General features: G+C 63.5%; 17 protein-coding genes. 1 reads left to right on the top strand and 16 read right to left on the bottom strand.

Annotated features, from left to right (window positions below):
- Positions 1 to 143: 143 nt before the first annotated feature.
- From recQ to uxaC, 9 genes are all read right to left on the bottom strand, one after another.
- Positions 144 to 1,982: a DNA helicase RecQ gene (gene recQ, locus X757_RS152470; RefSeq protein ID WP_023726138.1), complete on the bottom strand. Its 1,839-nt coding sequence runs from the start codon at positions 1,980 to 1,982 to the stop codon at positions 144 to 146.
- Positions 1,983 to 2,231: 249 nt separating this feature from the next.
- Positions 2,232 to 2,570, bottom strand: coding sequence for a cupin domain-containing protein (locus tag X757_RS152475; RefSeq protein WP_023700231.1), 339 nt, complete (start codon positions 2,568 to 2,570; stop codon positions 2,232 to 2,234).
- A 10-nt stretch (positions 2,571 to 2,580) separates the two neighbouring features.
- On the bottom strand, positions 2,581 to 3,348 hold the full coding sequence (kduD, locus tag X757_RS152480) for a 2-dehydro-3-deoxy-D-gluconate 5-dehydrogenase KduD (RefSeq protein ID WP_023700230.1): 768 nt from the start codon (positions 3,346 to 3,348) through the stop codon (positions 2,581 to 2,583).
- Positions 3,345 to 4,202: a 5-dehydro-4-deoxy-D-glucuronate isomerase gene (gene kduI / locus X757_RS152485; RefSeq protein WP_023668681.1), complete on the bottom strand. Its 858-nt coding sequence runs from the start codon at positions 4,200 to 4,202 to the stop codon at positions 3,345 to 3,347. Before kduI ends, kduD begins: the two co-directional genes overlap by 4 nt.
- Positions 4,203 to 4,225: 23 nt before the next feature.
- Entirely contained in the window at positions 4,226 to 5,002 is a 777-nt protein-coding gene (locus tag X757_RS152490) for a FadR/GntR family transcriptional regulator (protein WP_023700229.1), read from the bottom strand.
- Between the two features lie 23 nt (positions 5,003 to 5,025).
- On the bottom strand, positions 5,026 to 6,306 hold the full coding sequence (locus X757_RS152495) for a TRAP transporter large permease (protein WP_023684106.1): 1,281 nt from the start codon (positions 6,304 to 6,306) through the stop codon (positions 5,026 to 5,028).
- Positions 6,307 to 6,870 (bottom strand): TRAP transporter small permease, encoded by a 564-nt coding sequence (locus X757_RS152500; RefSeq protein ID WP_023726137.1) that lies wholly within the window; start codon positions 6,868 to 6,870, stop codon positions 6,307 to 6,309. It lies immediately after the preceding gene.
- A gap of 70 nt (positions 6,871 to 6,940) precedes the next feature.
- Positions 6,941 to 7,918, bottom strand: a complete 978-nt coding sequence (locus X757_RS152505) for a TRAP transporter substrate-binding protein (RefSeq protein WP_023684104.1) — start codon at positions 7,916 to 7,918, stop codon at positions 6,941 to 6,943.
- Positions 7,919 to 7,956: 38 nt separating this feature from the next.
- A complete protein-coding gene (gene uxaC, locus X757_RS152510; protein ID WP_023698223.1) occupies positions 7,957 to 9,366 on the bottom strand; it encodes a glucuronate isomerase in 1,410 nt (469 codons plus the stop codon).
- A gap of 189 nt (positions 9,367 to 9,555) precedes the next feature.
- Here uxaC and X757_RS152515 point away from each other — a divergent pair, with 189 nt between their 5' ends.
- On the top strand, positions 9,556 to 11,064 hold the full coding sequence (locus tag X757_RS152515) for a mannitol dehydrogenase family protein (protein WP_023688888.1): 1,509 nt from the start codon (positions 9,556 to 9,558) through the stop codon (positions 11,062 to 11,064).
- Between the two features lie 28 nt (positions 11,065 to 11,092).
- Here X757_RS152515 and lepB read toward each other — a convergent pair whose 3' ends face one another.
- From lepB to X757_RS152545, 7 genes are all read right to left on the bottom strand, one after another.
- Complete coding sequence (gene lepB, locus X757_RS17160; protein WP_032892998.1) at positions 11,093 to 11,839, bottom strand: signal peptidase I; 747 nt, start codon at positions 11,837 to 11,839, stop codon at positions 11,093 to 11,095.
- Between the two features lie 525 nt (positions 11,840 to 12,364).
- A complete protein-coding gene (locus X757_RS152520; RefSeq protein WP_023668674.1) occupies positions 12,365 to 12,772 on the bottom strand; it encodes a F0F1 ATP synthase subunit epsilon in 408 nt (135 codons plus the stop codon).
- 109 nt (positions 12,773 to 12,881) lie between these two features.
- Positions 12,882 to 14,453, bottom strand: a complete 1,572-nt coding sequence (gene atpD, locus X757_RS152525) for a F0F1 ATP synthase subunit beta (RefSeq protein ID WP_023668673.1) — start codon at positions 14,451 to 14,453, stop codon at positions 12,882 to 12,884.
- A gap of 70 nt (positions 14,454 to 14,523) precedes the next feature.
- Complete coding sequence (locus X757_RS152530) at positions 14,524 to 15,408, bottom strand: F0F1 ATP synthase subunit gamma (RefSeq protein ID WP_023668672.1); 885 nt, start codon at positions 15,406 to 15,408, stop codon at positions 14,524 to 14,526.
- Positions 15,409 to 15,442: 34 nt separating this feature from the next.
- Positions 15,443 to 16,972: a F0F1 ATP synthase subunit alpha gene (gene atpA, locus X757_RS152535; RefSeq protein WP_023684101.1), complete on the bottom strand. Its 1,530-nt coding sequence runs from the start codon at positions 16,970 to 16,972 to the stop codon at positions 15,443 to 15,445.
- Positions 16,972 to 17,532: a F0F1 ATP synthase subunit delta gene (locus X757_RS152540; RefSeq protein ID WP_023688887.1), complete on the bottom strand. Its 561-nt coding sequence runs from the start codon at positions 17,530 to 17,532 to the stop codon at positions 16,972 to 16,974. The genes atpA and X757_RS152540 overlap by 1 nt, the downstream gene beginning before the upstream one ends.
- A gap of 246 nt (positions 17,533 to 17,778) precedes the next feature.
- On the bottom strand, positions 17,779 to 18,174 hold the full coding sequence (locus tag X757_RS152545) for a DUF4345 family protein (RefSeq protein WP_023684099.1): 396 nt from the start codon (positions 18,172 to 18,174) through the stop codon (positions 17,779 to 17,781).
- Positions 18,175 to 18,184 lie beyond the last annotated feature (10 nt).

Below are 18,184 nucleotides of genomic sequence, written 5' to 3'. Positions count from 1 at the left end.
GGAATGTGTGTTGTCGTCACGGTTCCATACAATTTGGAAGGCCATTCCCCTACGGCAGGGTAGCGCCAAAATGAAAGGATAAGCGGGCGGGCAAGTTGAAGGCGTACTGATGCCGGATCGGGCTTTGGTCCAGCAAAAGCCTCTCAGCCTGACGCCTCGGAAAAGTGCGCGGCAATGGCGCTCAGAAAAACCTTGCCGAACTCCTTGAGCTTGGCCGCGCCGACGCCATTCACCCCGGCGAAATCGTCGAGGTCTTGCGGACGACGCTCGGCCATGTCGATCAGTGTACGATCCGAAAACACCACATAGGCCGGCACCTGGCGTTCCTTGGCCAGATGCAGCCGCAGCGTCTTGAGCGCCGCGAGCAGCGACGCATCTACATTTTCGCTCTGGGGGCTCCGCCCGGCGCGAGCCGCGCGGCGCGCGGCGCGCGTGCGCATCTCGACCCGATACTGGAACGGCACCTCGCCCCGGCCGAGTGCGTGGCCCTTGTCCGCGATGGCCAACCCGCCATGGCCGGCCGGGTCCGGCATCAGGAAACCGTTCGCGACCAGCTGGCGAATCATAGATTGCCAAAAATCCTTTTTGTGCGCGGTGCCATTGCCGAAGGCTGCCAGCCTGTGATGCCCCCTTGCCGCGACCTTTTCAGTCTCGTGGCCGATGAGGATGTCGATGACATGGCCGGCGCCGAAGCGCTCGCCGCTCTGCGCCACCGCCGCCAGGATGAGGCGCGCCTCGGCGGTGCCGTCGGCGCGCGGCGCCTGTTCCAGGCAATTGTCGCAATTGCCGCAAGGGACCGCCTCTTCACCGAAATAACCGAGCAGCACCTGGCGGCGGCACTCGGCCGTCTCGCAATAGCCGATCAGCGTATCGAGCCGGCCATGCGAGCGGCGCTTGTGTTCGACAGCGGCGTCCTCGTCGTCGATGAACATGCGGCGCATGCGGATATCGCCGAGGCCGTAAAGCATATGCGCCTCAGCCGCCCGCCCGTCACGACCGGCACGGCCGATCTCCTGGTAATAGGCTTCCAGGCTGCCGGGCAGATCGGTGTGGAAGACATAGGCGACATCAGGCTTGTCGATCCCCATGCCGAAGGCGATGGTCGCCACCATGACGACGCCCGACAGGGTCATGAAGGCGTTTTGATTCGCATCGCGCGCCTCCTTGCTCATCCCGGCGTGATAGGCGAGCGCGGTCACGCCGTTCTTTTCGAGAAACGCCGCCATCTCTTCGGTCTTCTTGCGCGACAGGCAGTAGACGATGCCGCTGCGCCCCTGATGGCGCTCGATGAAGTTGAGCAACTGCCGCTTGCTGTCCTGCTTGGGCTCGATGGCAAGCTTGATGTTGGGCCGGTCGAAGCCAAGCACCTGCGTTTCGACACGCCCGCCAAACAGCCGTCTCTCGATGTCTGCCCGCGTCGTCTCGTCCGCCGTCGCCGTCACCGCAATGATCGGTACGTCGGGAAAGATGCCACGCAGCTGCGACAGGTCATCATATTCGCGCCGGAACGCCGGCCCCCACTGCGAAATGCAATGCGCCTCGTCGATGGCGATCAGGCTGACATCGAGCCTGGCAAGCGCATCCAGCATCCGCTCGGTCATCAGCCGTTCCGGCGCGAGGTAGAGCAGCCGCGTCTGGCCCGACGCGACGCGGCGCCATGCCGCGACATTGGCATCACGGTCTATCGAGGAATTGATCGTATCGGCGGCGACGCCGGCGAGGCGCAGTGCCGCGACCTGATCCTGCATCAGCGCCACCAGCGGCGAAACGACAATGGTCAGCCCACCCTTGACCAGCGCCGGAACCTGGTAGCACAGCGATTTGCCGGCACCCGTTGGCATGACGGCCAGCACATGGCGGCCGCCAAGCAGCGCCTCCATCACCGCGGCCTGTCCGGGACGGAAATCGTCGAAGCCGAACACGTCCTTGAGGACGCGCCGTTTGCGATCGTGCGTCGGCACGCTTGTCGTCGATATCTGCATCACTGATGTTTTTGCGATCGGCCGCCCGAAGCAGCGGCGTGGCCAGAACGATTAGCGCAGCCCCTGCGTGACCACAACAAGCAGCAGCAACACCCCACCGGCGATCGACCTGATTGGCATCGTTAAACCTATCTTCACCATGTTGCGGCACCGTCCAACCCTGCGGCGATGTTTCGAGTACCGCTGCGCCACGAGCGCACAGGCAACAGCCCGCGCCTCCCCAGGAGGCNTGGAATTGCCGAAAAAGGTTCAGGCCAGGAAATCGGCGCGGTGCGGGGTAAAGCTGTCGACCAGGCGCCCGGCCTCCAGCGCCTTGACGCCGTGCACCAGATTGGACGGCACGATGAAGCTGCCGCCGGTCTCGATGGTCGCGGTGCGGCCGTCGATGGTCACCTCGAAGCGACCTTCGGCGACATAGCTGGCCTGGACATGCGGGTGCGAATGCAGTGCGCCGACGCCGCCCTTGTCGAAACCGAACTCGACCATCATCAGTTCGTCGGTGTGCAGGAGAACGCGCCGCCTGTTGCCGTCCGGCGTCGGCGTCCAGGCGCTCTCGCCGGGCTGCGCGAAGATCTTTGCCTCGGTCATTGTCCTCTCCTCATCGCGCCAGCCAGCCGCCGTCGACCGGAACCACGGCGCCATGCATATAGTCGGACGCCGGCGCCAGCAGGAAGACGGCGGCGTCGCCTATGTCTTCCGGCCCGCCCCAACGGCCGGCCGGGATGCGCGCCAGTATGGCGGCGCTGCGGTCGGGATCGGCGCGCAGCGCCTGCGTGTTGTTGGTTTCGATATAGCCGGGCGCAATCGCATTGACGTTGATGCCTTTCGCCGCCCATTCGCAGGCGAGCAGCCTTGTGACGCCGAGCGCGCCATGTTTCGACGCGGTGTAGGAGGCGACACGAATGCCGCCCTGGAAACTCAGCACCGAGGCGATGTTGACGATCTTGCCGCGCCGGCCCGGATCGGCCAGCACGCGCCTGGCAAAACCCTGGCTCAAAAAGAACAGCGTCTTCAGATTGACGTCGATGACGTCGTCCCAGTCGGTTTCCGAGAAATCGACCGCATCGGCGCGGCGGATGACGCCGGCATTGTTGACCAGGCCGTCGAGCGGTCCGGTCTTTTCCCACACCTGGTCGAGCATGGCCTTGGCGGCTACGTGATCGGCGAGATCGCACTGCACGGCCTCAAATGGCCCGCCCAGTTCGCTGACCCTCTTTTGCGTATCGTCCATCGCCGAGCGGCCGACGCCGATCACCGTACCGCCGGCGCGCGCGATCGAGACGGCGATGCCTTGGCCGATGCCGGTGTTCGCGCCGGTGACCAGGATACGCTTGCCGGCCAGGCTGAAGGAGGAAGGGCCGCTCAACGCAATTCACCCAGCGGCACCGGATCGACATCGGTGTAGTCGACATTGTCGCCGGCCATCGCCCAGATGAAGGCATAGTTCGAGGTGCCGGCCCCCGAATGGATCGACCAGCCCGGCGACAGCACCGCCTCCTCGTTGGCCATCACCAGATGCCGCGTTTCGTCCGGCTCGCCCATGAAATGGAAGACGCGCGCCGTCTCCGGCAGGTCGAAATAGAGATAGGCCTCCATGCGCCGGTCATGCACATGGCAAGGCATGGTGTTCCACACCGAGCCCGGCGCCAGCTGCGTCATGCCGACCACCAGCTGGCAGGTCTTGACGCCATCAGCATGAATGAACTGGAAGATCGAGCGTTCGTTGCAGGTTTCCTTGCTGCCGAGATCGAGGCGCTTGGCATCGCCAATGCGGATCAGCCGGTTGGGATGGGTGTGATGCGCAGGCGCGCTGAGCAGATAGAACTTGGCCAGTGCGCCCTCTTCGGCCGATGCGAACGAAACGTCGGTGCTGCCCATGCCGAGATAGAGCATGTCGCGCGCCTGCAACTGGTGGGTCTCGCCATTTGCCGTCACCGAGCCGGCGCCGCCGATATTGACGATGATCAGTTCGCGGCGGTCGAGAAAATTCTTGGTCCCCGTCGGCTTGATCGCTTCCAGCGGCAGCGCTGTCCCTTCCGGCACGGCGCCGCCGACGATCATGCGGTCATAATGGGCATAGGTCAGGCTGACGCGTCCCGGCTGGAACAGGTCGTCAATATGGAAGTTGTGCCGCAGTTCGTCGGTGCCCATGGAAGCCGCGGCGACCGGGTCGATGGCGAAACGCGAGGTGAAATCGGTATGCGGGTGACTTTGAGTCATTGCTGCTCCAGCTGAATGAATGGCTATTTGGTTGCCGACGCCTTGACCGAGTCGGCGTAGTAGACCTGGCGGGCGTGCAGCCGCTCGCGGTAGCGCTCTTGGCTGGCGGTGAGATGAGCGCGCATCGCCTCGCGCGCAGCTTCGGCGTCGCCCGAGGTGATCGCATTCAGGATCACCAGATGCTCGCGCTGCAGCCCGCGCTGATAGCTGTCGGATTGCACAAGTTCCGTCGACCAGGGCGAGGTCACGTCGCAGGGAATGGCGCGGCGTCCGAGCACATCGAGCATCTCGACATAGAACGGGTTGTTGGTGGCGCTGGCGATTGCCCGGTGGAAGGCGAGATCGGCCGGACCGGTCGGCTCGCTGTTGAGAAGCAGCCGTTCGAATTCGAAGAACGCTTCCTGGATCGCTGCTTCCTGCGCGGCGTTGCGGCGAATGGCGGCGAGCCCGGCCGATTCGATTTCGACGGCCAGGCGCACTTCGAGCACATTGAGCGCGATGGAATCCTTGCTGCCCATGTCGGCGGCGAGCGCGCCGAACATCGTTGAGATGTGCTCGGTGACGAACACGCCTGCGCCCTGGCGCGCCTCGACCAGCCCGTCGGCGGCGAGCTTGGCCAGCGCTTCGCGGATGACGGTGCGGCTGACGCCGAAGGTCTCGGTCAGCTGGCCCTCGGTCGGCAATTTGTGGCCGGGCAGGATCTCGCCCGCCTGCAACTGCTTGCGGATCGCCGCAACGACGGTCTCCGACAGTTTGGGTTTTCTCTCGACCCTGAGATCAACAGCGCTATCCGATGCCATATCGCACCCCTGTTTGAAGACGCCTATTTGAACACGCTCGGCAACCAGAGCGAAATCGCCGGAATATAGGTCACCAGCCCCAGAACCACGATGCCCGCGCCATAGAACGGCCAGATCGAGCGCATCGCTTCCCAGACCGTAATCTTGCCGACGGCACAGGCGACGAACTGCACCGTGCCGACCGGTGGCGTGTTGAGGCCAATGCCGAGATTGAGGATGGTGATGACGCCGAAATGCACGGGGTCGACGCCGTAATGGGTGACCAGCGGCAGGAAGATCGGCGTGCAGATGATGATCATCGGCCCCATGTCCATGAAGGTGCCGAGCAGCAGCATCAAGACGTTGAGCAGAAGCAGCACCACCAGCGGATCGGTGGAGATGGCGTTCATGCCTGCGATCAGCAACACCGGCACTTTGAGATAGGCCATCAGCCAGCTGAACGAGGCCGCCGTGCCGATGATCAGCAGCACCATTGAGGTCGTGCGCACCGCGCCCTTTGTGGCATGGACGAAATCGCCCCAGGCCATCGACCGGTAGACGAAGACGGTGACCAGCAAAGCGTAGATGATGGCGATGCAGGAGCTTTCCGTCGCCGTGAAAATGCCCGAGCGAACGCCGCCGAAGATGATCCCGATGAGCAGAAGTCCGGGGATGGCGATGACCGCCAGCTGGCCGACACGCGAGAAGCCGGGAAAAGCCTCGACCGGGTAGCCGCGGCTGCGGGCGACGAAATAGGCGGTGACCATCAGCGAAGCGGCGAACAGCAGACCCGGCAGGATACCGGCGGTGAACAGGTCGGCGATCGAAATCTTGCCGCCGCCGGCGATCGAATAGATGATCATGTTCTGCGACGGCGGCAGAAGCAGCGCGATCAGCGCCGCCATCGAGGTGACGTTGACGGCATAGTCGGCTCCGTAGCCGCGCGCTTTCATCTGCGGGATCATCAGCCCGCCGACGGCAGCGGCTTCCGCCACCGCCGAGCCGGAAATGCCGCCGAACAACGTCGCGGCGATGATGTTGACCTGACCGAGCCCACCGCGGACATGACCGACCAGCGAGCCGGCAAAGGAAACGATGCGCTGCGCGATGCCGCCGCGCACCATCAGGTCGCCGGCAAAGATGAAGAACGGGATCGCCATCAGCGAGAACGCCGACATGCCCGACTTCAATTGCTGGAACACCACCAGGGGCGGCAGGCCGAGATAAAGCACGGTGGCGAAGGACGCCGCACCCAGGCAAAAGGCGATCGGCGTGCCGGCAAACATCAAAAGCGTGAAGACGCCAAACAGGATCCAGAGTTCCATCTAGGCCTCCTGCACGGCCGGCATTTCCGGCACTTCTTCGAGATTGATATCCTTGTCGATGTCGGCGCCGGACCAGCGCAGCGCGATGCGTTCGGCCGAGAACAGGCAGATCAGAAAGCCGCCGGCAACCAGCGGCAGATAGTCGAAACCGCCGGGAAGTTCGAGCGCCGGGATGACAGTGTGCCAGGTCAGCCCGACCAGCTTGCAGCCGTACCAGACCATGCCGAAGCCGAAGCCGAACGCGATCAGGTCGGACAGGGTGCGCAGCGCCCATTTGCTGCCCTTGGGCAGGATATAGAGCAGCACGTCGAAGCCCATATGGTAATTCTCGCGCACGCCGACGGCAGCGCCCAGGAAGATGAACAAGTTCATCAGCATGATGGCGGTGACTTCGGTCCAGCTCGGTGACGCGTTGAGCACGAAGCGGGAAAACACCTGGTAGGCAACAAGCGCGGTCATGGCGACCATCCCGATGCCCGCGAGATAGAGCGCACCGTCGCAAATCTTCGAAAGCACCGCGCTGAAGCGCGGTGGCGCTCCGCTCCTGGCCGTTCCCGCAGTCATCCGATCCTCCCGGTCTTTCCGTCCCCTAAAAGCGATTGGCGGGGCGGCGCCATGCCGCCCCGCCAGAAAATCACTTGGTCGCCTGGATGCGCGTCGCGAGGTCCTTGAGCTCCGGCGTCTTCAGATACTTGTCGTAGACCGGCTTCATCGCATCGATCAGCGGCTGCTTGTCGATCTCGCTGACCTTGACGCCGGCCTTCTCGACGATCTCTCGCGACTTCTTCTCCTGCGCGTCCCACAATTCGCGCATCTTGACGACGCTATCCTTGGCCGCCTGCTTGACGATCGCCTGGTCTTCCGGCGTCAGTCTGTCCCAGCTCGATTTCGACATCACCAGCACTTCCGGCACGATCTGGTGCTGGTCGACGGTATAGTGCTTGGCGACTTCGTAGTGCTTGGCGGATTCGAAGCTGGGCCAGTTGTTCTCGGCGCCGTCGATGACGCCGGTTTCGAGCGCCGAATAGACCTCGCCATAGGCCATCGGCGTGGCGTTTGCGCCAAGCGCGTTGACCATGTCGACGAACACGTCGGACTGGATGACGCGGAACTTCATGCCTTTCAGATCGGCGATCGAGGTGATGTCCTTCTTGGTGTTGTAGAAGGAACGGGCGCCGGAATCGTAGAAGGCAAGGCCGACCAGATCATGCGTCTCGAAGGCCTTGAGGATCTCGTCGCCGATCGGCCCGTCCATGACATGGCGCATGTGCTCGACCGAACGGAACATGTAGGGCAGCGACGGCACCGCGGTTTCCGGCACGATGCCGTTGAACGGACCCATCGAGACGCGGTTCAGATCGATGACACCGGTCTGCGTCTGCTCGATCGTGTCTTTTTCCTCGCCGAGCTGCGCCGAATGATAGACCTCGACCGAATAGCGGCCGGCGGTGCGCTCCTTGATGAGCTCGCCGAGATATTTGACCGCCTCGACGGTCGGATACCCGTCCGGATGGGTGTCGGCCGAGCGCAGTACGGTCTGGGCGCCGGCAACGCCGATCATCAGCGAGCCGAAGGCGAATGTGGCTGCCATCAGTTTTGAAAAATGCAACATGACTGTCTTCCTCCCTTTTAAAATTCCACGCGCCCGGCTCACAGCCGGTACGCCTTCTTGGCAAGCGTGTAGGCAAGCTCCCGCGCCAGCTCATGCGCCTCGTCCTCACGCAGCCGGTGCTCGGCGACGAGACGGGCGAGAAAGGCGCAGTCAACCCGGCGCGCCACATCGTGACGGGCGGGAATCGACGGAAAGGCACGGGTGTCATCGTTGAAGCCGACGGTGTTGTAGAAGCCGGCGGTCTCGGTGGTCATCTCGCGGAACCGGCGCATGCCTTCCGGACTGTCGTGGAACCACCAGGCCGGCCCGAGCTTCAACGCCGGATAGACGCCGGCCAGCGGCGCCAGTTCGCGCGCGTAGCTGGTCTCGTCGAGCGTGAACAGAATGATGGAGAGGTCGCGCTCCAGCCCGACGCAGTCGAGCAAGGGTTTGAGCGCCGCGGCATAGTCGGTGCGGGTCGGAATATCGAAGCCTTTGTCGCGGCCGAATTTTTGGAAAACACCAGGCGAGTGGTTGCGCCAGGAGCCGGGATGGATCTGCATGACCAGCCCGTCGTCGCGGCTCATCTTGGCCATTTCGGTCAGCATCTGGGCGCGAAACAGCTTGCGCTCGCGCTCGTCGTCCGAGCCGCGGCGGATGCGGTTGAACAGCTCTTCCGCCGCCGCATCGGAAAGATTGGCGGTCTCGGCCGTCGGATGGCCGTGGTCCGACGAGGTTGCGCCGAAGCTTTTGAAGAAGGCGCGGCGCTGGCGATGCGCGTCGAGATAGCCGGCCCATGTGCCGGTGTCGCAGCCGGCGATCTCGCCCAGACGATCGAGATTGGCCGAAAATCCTTCGAAGTCGGGATCGACGACGGCATCCGGCCTGTAGGCAGTGATGACGCGGCCCTGCCAGCCGCTGTCGCGGATCGTCTTGTGCCATTGGAGATCGTCGAGTGCGCCCTCGGTCGTCGCGATGACCTCGATGTTGAAGCGCTCGAACAGCGCGCGTGGGCGATAATCGTCGCGCTGCAAAAGCGCCGCGATGGTGTCGTAATGGCGGCTAGCGGTGCTGGCGTTGAGCGGCTCTTCGATGCCGAACAGATGCTCGAGCACATGGTCGAGCCACAACCGCGTCGGCGTGCCGCGGAAGAGGTAATAGTGCTCGGCGAAGCGCCGCCAGATCGCCCTGGGATCGGTCTCGACCGGCGAGCCGTCGAGGGTCGGGACGCCGAGATCTTCCAGCCGCACGCCCTGGCTGAACAGCATACGGAAAATGTAGTGGTCGGGCACCACCAGCAATTGCGCGGGATCGGGGAATGGCTCGTTGAGCGCATACCAACGCGGATCGGTGTGGCCGTGCGGGCTGATGATCGGCAGGTCCTTGATGCCGGCATGGAGATCGCGCGCGATCGACAGCGCGCGCCCTTCGGCGGCAAAAAGCAGATCCGGATCGGTCAGTCCCGCCACGTCGTTCCTCCCAGGGGCGATATCGGTAGGATTGGAAAGAAATAATGTCAACATACAAAAACTGGATTGTTGTATGATGACTTTTAACCGGCGTCAGGTCATTGTGCGGCGGAAGAGCGGATGTTACGCCGCTAGCAGATCCCGCCCCGCACACCATCCAGCGACAAGCCGCGCCCAACAAGCCAAGCCATGACCAGCAGACGCCTTTCCAACGCAACAGTGCAATCCTTGCCGGCCTCGGTCGCGGTCCCCCCCTATGATCGCGCCAGTGTCGCCCCAGGCATCGTCCATCTCGGCGTTGGAGCCTTCCACCGTGCCCATCAGGCCGCCTATGTCGATGACTGCCTAGCGGCCGGCGAGACCGGCTGGGGCATTGTCGGCGTCTCGCTGCGCAGCCCCGACACGCGCGATGCGCTGACGCCACAGGACGGGCTCTACACGCTGGCGGTGCGCGGCAGCGATGGCGAAGCGCTGCACATTATCGGCTCGATCCAGTCGATGCTGGTCGCGCCGGAAGACCCCGGCGCGGTGCTGGCCGCGCTGACCGACCCGCGCACCCGCATCGTCACCCTGACCATCACCGAAAAGGCCTATCTCAGGGCCGCCGACGGCAGCCTCGACGAAAACCATCCCGATATCGTCCACGATCTGGGCAATCCCGGATCTCCCAGGACAGCGCATGGATTCCTGGCGGAAGCGCTGGTGCGACGCCGGGCCGCCGGCACGCCGCCCTTCACCGTGCTTTGCTGCGACAACCTGCCGGCCAATGGCGCCACGCTGCACCGGCTGCTGGTCGGGTTTGCAAAACTGCGCGATGCCGGCGCTGCTGCTTCAGGCGACGCTGCCCTCGCCGGTCATATAGCCGATGACGTTGCATTCCCATCGAGCATGGTCGACCGCATCGTGCCGGCAACCACCGATGCCGACCGGGCGCGCATCGCGGTCGAACTCGGCCTCGAGGACGCCTGGCCGGTGATGACCGAACCGTTCCGGCAATGGGTGATCGAAAACAGGTTTCCAGCCGGCCGCCCGGCCTGGGAGAAATTCGGCGTCACCATGGTCGAGGATGTCCGGCCGTTCGAGGACATGAAGCTTCGGCTGCTCAACGGCGCCCATTCGGGCATCGCCTATATCGGCCTGCTCAGCGGCCACGTCACCGTCGACCGCGCCTTCGCGGATCCCGCGATCCGCGCGTTCGTCGACCGGCTCTGGGCCGAGGCCATCCCGACATTGCCTGGGGATGCCGGGCTCGACACGTCAGCCTATACGGCCGAACTTGCCGAACGTTTCTCCAACACCGCGCTGGCCCACCGCACCGCGCAGATCGCCAATGACGGCAGCCAGAAATTGCCGCAGCGCATTGTCGCTACCGCCATCGAGTGCATCCAGGCCGGCCTGGTCCCGGAGCATCTGACGCTGGTGATCGCCGCCTGGATCGCCGCCTGCGAGGCGCGCGGCAAGGACCTGCCGGAAGCCCACTTTACCGATCCGCTCGACGCGGCGCTGGCGGCGCTCGACGAACGACGGATGCTGGAACGAGTAGCGGCGGTGTTCGACTGGGCCGGCTTCGCCAGCGGCAAGCCCGAGCGGCAGACGCTGATCGAACTGGTCGCCGCTCATCGCGAGCATATCCTGCAAGGCGGGATCGTGCTTGCGCTCTCAGCGCTCGGCATACCGGAGCCGACAAACGTAGGCTGAAGCTGGTCCGGAACCGCCCATTTCAAGCCTATTGTCCCGCCGGAGCGTCCAGCCTCTGCCGCGACGAATACTCCGTGCCTTGCGAATTCCAGAACAGTCGCACTGCCTTGCCGACCAGGTTTTCGGCAGGAACGAAGCCGACACTGAGCCGGCTATCGGAGGAATTATCCCTGTTGTCGCCAAGCACGAAATAGTGGCCTTCGGGCACGTCGAACACCCGCGTGTTGTCGGTTATTGAATTGTCCGTAAGACTGATGACGGAATAGGAAACGCCGTTGGGGAGGGTTTCACGTTGCAGTCTGGCGCTTTGGGGAGAGTCCTCGGAGCTGTACGGACCAACATCCTCGAGTTTGACCGCCACACCATTGATGCGAAGGATTCCGTCGACCATCTGGATTTTGTCGCCCGGCAGTCCAACGACCCGCTTGACGTAGTCGATGCTCGGATCCGCTGGAAATTTGAACACCACAATATCTCCGCGCTTCGGCTCGGCGGCAAAGATCCGGCCTTCGAAGGGCAGCAGCCCAAGAGGAACACTGTAGCGGCTGTAACCATAGGCAAACTTCGAGACGAAGAAATAGTCGCCGAGTTCCAGCGTTGGTGTCATGCTGCCTGCCGGGGTCGAAAACGGCTGGAAGAGGAATGTGCGGATCGCTAACGCGGCTCCGTAGGAGGTCAGCACGGCCAACAGCAGCACCGAAAGGCCGTGTGAATACCACCGGTTCGGTCTGTATCGTGACGCGAAAGGCACGACGAGCGCTACCCACAGGACCATGAGACCTAAACTGGAGAGATCCACCAGCCAGGCGAGATCGACCCCCGGCAGAACCGGGAATCCCACATATGTCAGCGCAATGCTTATGGCGCTGATCACCACCAGGCTGGCAACCGCCGGCCGGCCGGCGCCGATCCAAAGGAACCCGCCGAACGGACCGCCAAAGGCCGCGATCAGCGCCGTCGTCCACCGGGATCGCGAGGCCGCTTCCGGTTGCGTTGTCTGTTCCGTCATCGGCCACCCCAAATCGATAGACAGCCGGACTGTCGAACAACCAGAAAGCAGGGGCAAGCCCCGATCCGACTGTACCGCCGCAGCCAAATCGCGGTTCCGCCGGCGCCATCGCCTAATACAAGCTCATCTCGCCCTGACTGGCAGCCGGCATGCCGCCACCCGATCTGATCATGCTGGCTGCCCGCCCTGAAATCCCGCCAAGGCCCTGCGCCTATGCGAGACGATCCAGGATGGCGGCCGCAACAAAAAAGCCGGGCTGAGCCCGGCCTTTTCTTCAAGTCATTCTGCGGCTTACGCCGGCAGCAGCGCGCCTTCGAGCGTGGTAAGCTGGCTAAGGAACTGCTCCGCCTTGCTGCGGCTCTGGTCGTCCTTGGCGTCGGCGGCGTCTTCCTTGGCTTCCTGGATGCGGCGGGCGAGATCGGCGCGGTCGATATCGCCGACGGCGACCGCCGATTCGGCGAGCAGCGTGCAGCCGGCAGGGACGATGTCGGCAAAGCCGCCGAACACCACATAGCGCTCTTCCTTGCCGCCGGCGGTCTTCAGCGTGACGACGCCCGGCTTGATCGTGGTCATGACTGGCGCATGGTGCGCCATGACTGTCATTTCACCTTCGGCGCCTGGAATGACGACGGACTCGACCTGCTCGGAAACCAGGAGGCGCTCCGGCGAGACCAGTTCGAACTTGAAAGCTTCAGCCATGTCAATTTAGTGAGTAGGGAATAGTGAGTAGGGAGTAGGGAGAGGACAGCTGTCCTGATCACCCGGCCGCTATTCACTACTGACTACTGACTACTCCCTATTGCCTTGATTACGCTGCTTCAGCCGCCAGGCGCTGAGCCTTCTCGACCGCTTCGTCGATGCCGCCGACCATGTAGAAGGCGGCTTCCGGCAGGTGATCGTAGTCGCCGTTGCAGAGGCCCTTGAAGCCCTTGATTGTGTCGGCGAGGTCGACCAGCTTGCCCGGCGCACCCGTAAACACTTCGGCGACGAAGAACGGCTGCGACAGGAAGCGCTCGATCTTGCGGGCGCGGGCCACCGTCTGCTTGTCCTCTTCCGACAGCTCATCCATGCCAAGGATGGCGATAATGTCCTGCAGCGACTTGTAGCGCTGGAGGATCGACTGCACCTGGCGGGCGACGGCATAGTGCTCCTCGCCGACGACCAGCGGATCGAGCATGCGCGAGGTCGAGTCGAGCGGATCGACGGCGGGGTAGATGCCCTTTTCCGAGATCGCGCGGTTGAGCACGGTCGTCGCGTCCAGGTGGGCGAACGAGGTCGCAGGCGCCGGGTCGGTCAAATCGTCGGCCGGCACGTAGATCGCCTGCACCGAAGTGATCGAACCCTTGGTCGTTGTGGTGATGCGTTCCTGCAGCGCACCCATGTCGGTGGCCAGCGTTGGCTGGTAACCCACGGCCGAAGGAATACGGCCGAGCAGCGCCGACACTTCAGAACCGGCCTGCGTGAAGCGGAAGATGTTGTCGACGAAGAACAGCACGTCCTGGCCCTGGTCGCGGAAATATTCGGCGACCGTCAGGCCGGTCAGGCCGACGCGGGCACGCGCGCCCGGCGGCTCGTTCATCTGGCCATAGACCAGTGCCGCCTTGGAGCCTTCGCCGCCGCCCTTCTTGTTGACGCCGGACTCGATGAACTCGTGATAAAGATCGTTGCCCTCGCGGGTGCGCTCGCCGACGCCGGCGAAGACCGAGAAGCCGCCATGCGCCTTGGCGACGTTGTTGATCAGCTCCTGGATCAGAACCGTCTTGCCGACGCCGGCGCCGCCGAACAGGCCGATCTTGCCTCCGCGGGCGTAGGGCGCCAGAAGGTCGAGCACCTTGATGCCGGTGATCAGGATCTGCGCTTCCGTCGACTGTTCGACATAGGTAGGCGCCGGCTGGTGGATGGCGCGCATCTCGATGCCGTCGACCGGGCCTTCTTCGTCGACCGGCTCGCCGATGACGTTGATGATGCGGCCGAGCATGCCCGGGCCGACCGGAACGGTGATCGGCGCGCCGGTGTCATAGACGTCCTGGCCGCGAACCAGGCCTTCGGTGGAATCCATGGCGATGCAGCGCACGGTGTTTTCGCCCAGATGCTGGGCAACTTCGAGCACCAGGCGGTTGCCGACATTGGAGGTTTCGATGGCGTTCAAAATGGCCGGCAGATGATCGCCGAACTGCACGTCGACGACGGCGCCGATGACCTGGCGAACCTTGCCGATGGCGCCGGTCTTCTTGACGGCAACGCTCGTCGTCTTCGCTGCCGGGGCCGCGGCCTTGGCGGGCGCGGCCGCCTTCTTGGCCGGAGCGGCCTTCGCCGCTGCTGCCGGAGCCTTTGCGGCCGCTTTGGGGGCCGTCTTCGCGGGGGTCGCTGCTTTCGCCATCGTCTTTACCCTTCTCGTCCTTTGTTTCTCACGCTCCATCAGAAGGTCGATGACCTCCTGGCGGTCGCGCCTAGAGCGCTTCGGCGCCCGAAATGATTTCGATCAGTTCCTTGGTGATCTGCGCCTGCCGCTGGCGGTTATAGGTGATCGACAGTTTGTTGATCATGTCGCCGGCATTGCGCGTTGCATTGTCCATGGCGCTCATTTTGGCGCCCATCTCGCCGGCTGCGTTTTCGAGCAGCGCGCGGAAGACCTGGACCGAGATGTTGCGCGGAATGAGGTCGGTGAGGATCTCGCCCGGCTCCGGCTCGTATTCGTAGACGGCATTGCCACCGGCGGTCGCTTCGGCGGGAGCCGAAGCCACGCCGGCAGGAATGATCTGCTGCGCGGTCGGAATCTGGCTGATCACCGACTTGAACTGCGAATAAAACAGCGTGCAGATATCGAAGCCGCCTTCGCCGAACAGATGGATGATCTTACGGGCGATCGCATCGGCATTGACGAAGCCGAGCTTCTTGACATCGCGTAGGTCGACGCGGTCGATAATCAGCGAGGCATAGTCTCGGCGCAGAATGTCGAAACCCTTCTTGCCGACGCAGATGATCTTGACCTGCTTGCCGTCGGCCAGAAGCCGGCGGATATGGTCGCGGGCCAGACGTGCGATCTGCGAGTTGAAGCCGCCGCACAGGCCGCGCTCGGCCGTGCAGACGACGAGCAGATGCACATCGTCCTTGCCGGTGCCGGTCATCAGCGCCGGGGCATCGCCGCCGCCGCCGATCGCCTGCGTGATATTGGCCAGCACCGCACCCATCCGCTCGGAATAGGGACGCGCCGCCTCCGCTGCTTCCTGCGCGCGACGCAGCTTCGCCGCGGCGACCATCTGCATCGCCTTGGTGATCTTCTGCGTCGCCTTGACCGAGGCGATACGGTTACGAAGGTCTTTTAATGAAGGCATGCTTCAAACCTGATCCCGAGCGTCCGGCTTCTTCTCAAGCGAAGGTCTTGGCGAAGGCGTCGATCTCGGCCTTCAGCTTGGCGCGCAGATCGTCCGACAGCGCCTTTTCCTTGCGGATGCCGTCCAGCACGTCCTTGCCGGCCGAGCGCATATGGCTGAGCAGGCCGTGCTCGAACTTGCCGACCTGGTTCAGCGCCAGCTTGTCGAGATAGCCGTTGACGCCGGCGAAGATCACCGTGACCTGCTCCTCGACCTTGAGCGGCGAGAACTGCGGCTGCTTCAACAGTTCGGTCAGGCGCGAGCCGCGGTTGAGCAGGCGCTGCGTGGCGGCGTCGAGATCGGAGCCGAACTGCGCGAACGCAGCCATTTCGCGGTACTGCGCGAGCTCGCCCTTGATCGAGCCGGCGACCTGCTTCATCGCCTTGATTTGCGCCGACGAACCGACGCGCGACACCGACAGGCCGACGTTGACCGCCGGACGGATGCCCTGGAAGAACAGGTTGGTTTCGAGGAAGATCTGGCCGTCGGTGATCGAGATCACGTTGGTCGGGATGTAGGCCGACACGTCGTTGGCCTGCGTCTCGATGATCGGCAGCGCGGTCAGCGAACCGCCGCCCAGATCGTCGTTGAGCTTGGCGGCGCGCTCGAGCAGGCGCGAATGCAGGTAGAACACGTCGCCCGGATAGGCTTCGCGACCCGGCGGGCGGCGCAGCAAGAGCGACATCTGGCGATAGGCGACGGCCTGCTTCGACAGATCGTCATAGCTGATCAGCGCATGCATGCCGTTGTCGCGGAAATATTCGCCCATGGTGGCGCCGGTGAACGGCGCCAGGAACTGCATCGGCGCCGGATCGGAAGCTGTGGCGGCGACGATGATCGAATATTCAAGGGCGCCGCGCTCTTCGAGAACCTTCACGAACTGCGCGACCGTCGAGCGCTTCTGCCCGATGGCGACGTAGACGCAGTAGAGCTTTTCCTTTTCCGGCCCGTTGTCGTGCACGGCCTTCTGGTTGAGCATCGTGTCGAGGATGATCGCGGTCTTGCCGGTCTGGCGATCGCCGATGACCAGCTCGCGCTGGCCGCGGCCAACGGGGATCAGCGCATCGATGGCCTTGAGGCCGGTCGACATCGGCTCGTTGACCGACTTGCGCGGGATGATGCCTGGCGCCTTGACGTCGACGCGCTTGCGTTCGGTCGCCTTGATCGGGCCCTTGCCGTCGATCGGATTCCCGAGCGCGTCGACGACGCGGCCGAGCAGGCCCATGCCGACAGGCGTATCGACGATGGCGCCGGTGCGTTTGACGATGTCGCCTTCCTTGATGTCGCGGTCGGCGCCGAAGATGACGACGCCGACATTGTCGGCTTCGAGGTTGAGCGCCATGCCGCGGATGCCGCCGGGGAATTCGACCATTTCGCCGGCCTGGACATTGTCGAGGCCGTAGACGCGAGCGATACCGTCACCGACGGACAGCACCTGGCCGACTTCGGAGACCTCGGCCTCCTTGCCGAAATTCTTGATCTGGTCTTTGAGAATTGCGGAAATTTCCGCGGCGCGGATGTCCATCAGCCGACCTCTTTCAGTGCAAGCTTGAGCGAATTGAGTTTGGTTTTGAGCGACGTATCGATCTGGCGCGAGCCCATCTTGACCACCAGCCCGCCGAGCAGCGACGGATCGACGGTAACAGTGATGGCCACGTCCTTGCCGGCGACGCCTTTCAGCGCGGCCTTGAGTTCGGTCTGCTGGGCAGCCGTCAGTTCATGCGCCGAAGTGACCTCGGCTGATGTCTCACCGCGCTGTTCGGCGGCGATCTTGCGAAAAGCCTTGATCATGCCGGGCACCGCGAAGAGCCGGCGGTTGCGGGCGACGACGCGCAGGAAATTGCCGGTCAGGCCGGTGATGCCGGCCTTGTCGGCGATCGACGCGATTGCCTTGGCCTGGTCCTCGCTGGAGAACACCGGGCTGTTGATGAGGCGCGTCAGGTCGGCGCTGTCATCCAGCATCCTGGCGAAACTGTCGAGGTCGGCCTCGACCTTGGCCACCGAATTCGACTGCCGCGCAAGTTCGAACAGCGAACCCGCGTAGCGTTCTGCGACACCCGAGATTGGCGATGACGATTGAGCCACGGACCGTCTTTTCTCTTGTCTGAGGGGCCGCAGATTGTTGGCGCGAGCAAAAACTCTGGCTAAATCTTTGACCTTACTAAGTTTTTCCAAGCACGGAGGCGCGGCTTCCGCTATCCCCGGCCGAAAGTCGATTGCCGTCTAGCACAGGCATTTTAAGACCGCAATGCGTCGTCCCGCATGCTTTTCGGGCACTATTGTCGCATCCGGCCGCAGAGTTCAACCGAAGCCTTTGGATTGGCTGCCGATTCAGGGCAGAAAGCCGAAGACGAAGGCAAGCGGCAACGCGGCCAGGACGAGTTCGACGACGATCGACGCCCAGTTGAAAGGCGTGTTGGCGCCGTCCGACATCATCGACAGCAAACGGCCAAAAGCGGTGAACAGCCAGGAAAAGCCGAGTGCCATATAGAGCCACGGCTGCGCCAACAGAATGCAGCACAGGCTGACGCCGAGATAGAAGCCCGACATCCGGCCGCGCCCTTCCGCGATTGCCGCTGCCCTTTCGGGCCGGACCTGCAGCCGCAGAATCCGAAATGCCAGCCCTGGCGCGAGGAAAAACAGCAGACCGAGCGCCAAGGTGACGACGGCGCTGGACCAAGCCAGCCATTCGCCCTGGCTGGTCGGCCACGGAAACGCAAATTCCATCTTGCTTTCA

Origin of the sequence: Mesorhizobium sp. LSHC412B00, assembly GCF_000503035.1 — a bacterium.
Classification (GTDB): domain Bacteria; phylum Pseudomonadota; class Alphaproteobacteria; order Rhizobiales; family Rhizobiaceae; genus Mesorhizobium.
This window is presented reverse-complemented; position numbering and strand designations above follow the sequence as displayed.